This window comes from Mycolicibacterium peregrinum (genome assembly GCF_001665625.1).
In the GTDB taxonomy this organism is placed as follows: Bacteria; Actinomycetota; Actinomycetes; order Mycobacteriales; family Mycobacteriaceae; genus Mycobacterium; species Mycobacterium peregrinum_B.
This window is the reverse complement of the sequence record NZ_LZSY01000052.1, coordinates 1-5,232: the sequence shown is the minus strand read 5'-3', so window position 1 is coordinate 5,232 and position 5,232 is coordinate 1. Positions and strand designations below refer to the sequence as shown.

The window sequence follows — 5,232 nt, the reverse complement described above, 5'->3', positions numbered from 1 at the left end:
CCCCTTTCCGAAATCTTCGTGTACTCACCGGAATTCGAGGGTCTGCATCTTCGCTTCGGGCTGGTGGCCCGCGGCGGGCTCCGGTGGTCCGACCGCCACGATGACTACCGCACCGAGGTTCTGGGCCTGGTCAAGGCACAGGCCGTCAAGAACGCGATGATCGTTCCGGTCGGAGCCAAGGGCGTGTTCGTCGTCAAGGCCCGCACCGCCGCGGGCCAGTCGCCCCGTGTTCAGGGACTGCGGAGTTATCGGCAGTTCATCGCCGCACTGCTCGACGTGGTCGACAAGACCGCCCCGTCAGATTCCGAAGATCGGCCCCGCTTCGGCGGAGTGGTGTGCCACGACGGACCCGACCCCTACCTGGTGGTGGCCGCGGACAAGGGCACCGCCACATTCTCCGATTCCGCCAATGCGGTGGCGCTCGACCGCGGTTACTGGATGGGCGACGCCTTTGCCTCCGGCGGTTCGGCCGGTTACGACCACAAGGCGATGGGCATCACCGCTCGCGGTGCCTGGGTCAGCGGCGACACCCACCTGGCCGAGCTCGGTATCGTTTCGGCGACCGATGAGTTCACCGCCGTCGGCGTCGGCGACATGAGCGGGGACGTCTTCGGCAACGGCATGCTGCTGCGTCCCGGCCTGCGCCTGGTGGCCGCATTCGATCACCGACACATCTTCATCGATCCGCAGCCCGACACCGTGCCGGCCCGCAAAGAACGCCAACGGCTGTTCGAACTGTCCCAATCGTCGTGGGATGACTACGACCGTTCTGCGATCAGCCCGGGCGGAGGGGTGTGGCCGCGGACCGCGAAAACCATTGCCACCACACCACAGATGCGCGCCGCGCTCGACATCGACGACGACCAGACCCGGCTCACTCCCACCCAATTGATCAGCCATATCCTGCGCGCCCCGGTGGACCTGCTGTTCAACGGTGGAATCGGCACCTACATCAAGGCCCGCGACGAACAGCACTCCGACATCGCCGACAAGGTGAACGATCAGGTGCGGGTGGACGCCGAGGATGTCCGAGCCCAGGTGATCGTCGAGGGCGGCAATCTCGGGCTGTCCCAGCGCGCCCGCATCGCCTACGCCCGCCGCGGCGGCCTGGTGAACACCGACGCCATCGACAACGCGGCCGGAGTGGACTGCTCGGATCACGAGGTCAACATCAAGATCCTGCTGGACTCTGCCACCCGGTCCGGCCTGATCACGGGTAGCGCGCGCAACCGACTGCTGGCCGATATGACCGACGAAGTGGCACAGCTCGTCCTGGCCAACAACCAGGCGCACAATCGTCTGCTCGGCGATGCCCGTTCCAACGCCACCCAGATGGTCGACGTGCACGCCCGGATGACGGCGGACCTGGAGGCCCGACGCGGGTTACACCGATCCCGCGAAAATATGCCCAGCCCAGAGGAATTCGCTGACCTCGCGAAGGACGGTCGCGGCCTTTCCGCGCCACAGCTGGCAACGTTGATGGCGCACGTGAAGCTCGACCTCAAGGCTGACCTGCTCGCCGGCGAGATGTTCGACGCCCCATACTTCGTCACGCTGCTGACCCGGTACTTCCCACCGACGTTGCGGCGCCAACTCGGCGAGCCACTGCCCGAGCATCCGCTCCGTCGGGAGATCATCGCCACCTCGATCGTCAACCGCGTGCTGGCCACCTCAGGGCTGACCTTCGCGTTCCGGCTCTCCGAGGAAACCGGCGCAGCCCCAGCCGACGTCGTGCGGGCTCATGCGGTGGTGTCCGAGGTTTTCGACCTCGACACACTCTGGTCCGACATCTATGCCGCCGACCTCTCGCCCGCGCTCACGAATGCGATGGTCATCGAGGGCAGGCGTCTCCTCGACCGGGCCGCCCGATGGTTCTTGCTCAACCGGCCCCAACCGCTCGAAATCGATACCGAGATCACCCGATTCAGCAACCAGCTGGCGATGCTGCACGGGCAACTCGGATCGATGCTGCGAGGCCAGGAGCGGGCAACCGTCTTGACGGCACATGACGACCTGGTGGCTCGCGGCGTACCAGGCAACATCGCGCATCGGATCAGCGAATCCCTCTATGCGTTCAGCCTTCTGGACATCATCGAGGTCGCCCATGTCCACGGAGAGGACCCGGCCCAACTGGCCAGGATCTACTTCGAACTGTCGGACCGGCTGGGAGTGGATCGGCTACTGCTGGCGGTGTCGTCGCTTCCGCGCGGTGGCCGCTGGCACGCCCAGGCCCGGCTGGCCCTTCGGGAAGACCTGTACCGCTCATTGCGCGATCTCACGATCGACGTCACCAAGCACGGGATGGAGGGCGATAAGGCCGCATGCAGCATCCGCGACTTCGAGGCCTACAACCGGCCGCGCCTGGACCGGGCCAAACGCACGCTGGACGAGTTCCTCGACTCCGCCGAGCCCGACCTGGCGGTGTTGTCGGTGGCCTCAGCCCAGCTGCGCCGGCTCCATCGATGAACTCGTAACCAACCCACCGAAAACCTGATCCGGCGGCCGATTCCGCGATTGGCTGGATGCTAACCGCGGAATCGGCGCACCAGGGGGGTACACGTGGCGTACTTGGGATGGGTGGGCGCCGGTGTGCTGACCGCCGGAGTATCGGCGGCGTTGCTCGCCGGTGCCGGCACAGCCAGCGCCGAGGCTGACTCCTCAGGTGATTCGCATGCCGGCCCGGTGAAGACGTCGACCAGCAGCGCAAAGCCGGACCGCGCCGCGCCCGCCGGTAGTCGACATGTCACACCGCACCTCAAGCGGCCCGATCGTCTGGCACGTTCCGCGGCACCTCGTGTGCGTCGCACCGTCGAGCGGGAAGCCGTCAGGAAGGACCCGATCGAGAAAGACGCGGTCGGGAAGGCAAAGGCAGCCACACCGGACGACAGCGAATCTGACGCACTGCCGGCAGCCACCAAGCAGACGCCGCTTCGCCCGCTGTCGACGCAGCGCAGTGCGGCACGCAAACAGTTGCGTGATGCCCTGGCACCGCTGACTGCCGACCTGGCGCAAAACGACCAACCAGCCAGTGACGTTCGTAATCCGCTGACCGCGATTTCTGAAGTGCCGAAAACGATTTCAGCGACTGCACCGAGCGGCGTCGGCGTGACTGGGTCGTCGTCGGCACAACTCCCCGATCTGATCGGATCCGGCTTGCAGTCGGTGGTCAACGCTGTCGGGTCTGCGTTGTTCAACGCGGTCGGCGGAGTGATCCAAGCCGTCGACGGGCCACCCACCGTGCCGCCCGGGCTTCGCGATTCGGTCGAGGTGAGCAGCTCGACGCTGGTGGTCTCCCCGGGCAACGAGGTTCCCGCCGACTGGTACTTCCCGACGCACGGTCAGCCGGACCGGCTGATCTACCTCCAGCACGGATTCATCGCCACCGGACCGATGTACAGCTACACCGCGTCCTATCTGGCCGAGCGCACCAACAGCGTCGTCGTGGTAACCACAGTGACGTCCAACCCGTACACCGCCGGCGGCATGTGGCTCGGTGGGGACAACATGCACCAGGCGGTTGCCGAGCTCTTTCTCGACCCGGATCGAAAAGCCTTGAACGCCAGTATGACTACCGCATCGCTGAAGGCCGGTCAGGAGAGCTTCACCGTTCCAGAGCGATTCGTGCTCGTCGGCCATTCACTGGGCGGCGGCTTCGCGCCCGGGGTGGCCGGCTACTACGCCGAGGGGTTGGTCGCCCGCCGTGCCGAAGGACAGGATGCGCCCAACGACCTTGCCGGTGTGGTGCTGCTGGACGGGGTTCCTCCCTCGGGCAGTCTGCCGGCTGCGATGGACCGCCTCCATCAGCTCGAGGCCAGCAATGGCAACGATCCCGCCGACTATGTGCCGGTCTATGAGATCGGTGCGCCGCTGAACGCGTTCAACTCCACCAGCAAGGTGAACGACGAGCTCTCGGCCGCCAGACCCGGGACGTTCGTCGGGGTCGTGGTCAACGGTGGTGTCCACATGGATTCCATGCTGGGTGGTAACCCGCTGATCCAGGCGGCGGCCTATCTTGTGGCGGGCATTCCGCAGCCGCAGAACCCGCCCGCAGTGCAAAGGTTGATGGCCGGATGGGTCAACGACATGTTCGAGGGCAACATCGATCCGGTCACCGGCCGGTGCCTGAGTGACTGCAACGGCACGTACGGCGATGCGGGTCAGACCGTCGACATCGACGCCGGGGCGGGCAATGCCACCGCCGTCGTCATCGACTCGGGAACGCTGCCCGACGAATCCGACTGGAGTGCACTCGAGTTCGTCCCGGTCGACGCGTCGTTCATTCCCCGCTCGGTGCTGTCACGGTGGGTGTAGCGCTCACCGGAAAATTGACCGAGTTGGCGATGAAGCACATCCGGTGGGCTTCATGATGGAGCTCGGTGGCCTCCCTCACCCGCTGCCCGTCGGTGATGGTGACCTGCGGTCGTAGCGTGACGTCGGTGAAAACGCCACTGCCCTCGGCGTTCTCGCTCATCGTACCGTCGGGCCGGTCACTGTAGGCAGTGACGACGATGCCTGCCTTGGCGCACAGCGCCAGGTACCACAGCATGTGGCACTGCGACAGGCTGACCACCAGCAGCTCCTCGGGGTTCCAGCGCTGCGGGTCTCCCCGGAAGGCCGGATCGGCGCTACCCAGGATCACCGGCTTGCCGGGTGTCTCGACGCCGGTCACGTCGTGGTCACGCGCGTAGTCGCGGTAGCCGCTGGTGCCCGAACCGGTGTTGCCGGTCCAGGTCACCTCGACCTCGTATCGATGCGTCCGGTTGGCCATGATCGCGACGCTACCAATCGTGTACGTGAGGACGATTTTCGGTATTGACACATTGGCACAGATTGCTAGCCTTTGTGCCATGTCTATTGGCAGCGTGGCCGACGAAGACGTAGTGCGGCCGAACGTACTGGCAGATTTCCGCAGGCACTCGGGCAGCATCCTGGGGGGTGCCTTCGGCGCGGCAGCCTTCGACGAGGTGGCCCTGGTCCCGGTGGCCGCGGCCGTCGATCGCAGCGGCCGGTTCGAGCGCAACTTTCTCGATCGCGGGGTGCGCAGCGGGTTTTCGGCGTTTCTAGCGATCTGGGGCGACGCGACAGATCGGGAGGCGGAGGGGCGCCGCCTGCAGACCATGCACCGCGAAGTCCGTGGACACGGTAAGGACGACTTCGCCGACGTCCGCTACAGCGCACTCAACCCCCAGCTGTGGAACTGGATTGCGATCAGCGGCATCTTCCTCGTCCTGC

Annotated in this window: 4 protein-coding genes; 3 read left to right on the top strand and 1 reads right to left on the bottom strand. The window is 65.8% G+C overall.

Annotated features, from left to right (window positions below):
- Both A5779_RS06905 and A5779_RS06900 read left to right on the top strand, forming a co-directional pair.
- Positions 1 to 2,466: NAD-glutamate dehydrogenase domain-containing protein (locus A5779_RS06905; RefSeq protein ID WP_064880257.1), on the top strand; the 2,466-nt coding region annotated here is incomplete at its 5' end.
- Positions 2,467 to 2,559: 93 nt separating this feature from the next.
- Positions 2,560 to 4,311, top strand: coding sequence for an alpha/beta fold hydrolase (locus A5779_RS06900; protein ID WP_064880255.1), 1,752 nt, complete (start codon positions 2,560 to 2,562; stop codon positions 4,309 to 4,311).
- On the opposite strand, the gene A5779_RS06895 is transcribed toward A5779_RS06900, so the two are convergent.
- Positions 4,277 to 4,768 carry an OsmC family protein gene (locus A5779_RS06895; RefSeq protein ID WP_064880253.1) on the bottom strand — a complete coding sequence of 164 codons (492 nt, stop codon included), beginning with the start codon at positions 4,766 to 4,768 and terminating at the stop codon, positions 4,277 to 4,279. The genes A5779_RS06900 and A5779_RS06895 overlap by 35 nt on opposite strands.
- A gap of 79 nt (positions 4,769 to 4,847) precedes the next feature.
- On the opposite strand from A5779_RS06895, the gene A5779_RS06890 reads away from it, so the two are divergent.
- Positions 4,848 to 5,232, top strand: a 385-nt coding sequence (locus A5779_RS06890) for an oxygenase MpaB family protein (protein WP_131811598.1), incomplete at its 3' end; no start/stop codon positions are given.

Excerpts from the sequence above, each read along its gene's own strand:
- A5779_RS06895 (WP_064880253.1), bottom strand. The coding sequence starts at position 4,768 with ATGGCCAACCGGACGCATCGATACGAGGTCGAGGTGACCTGGACCGGC.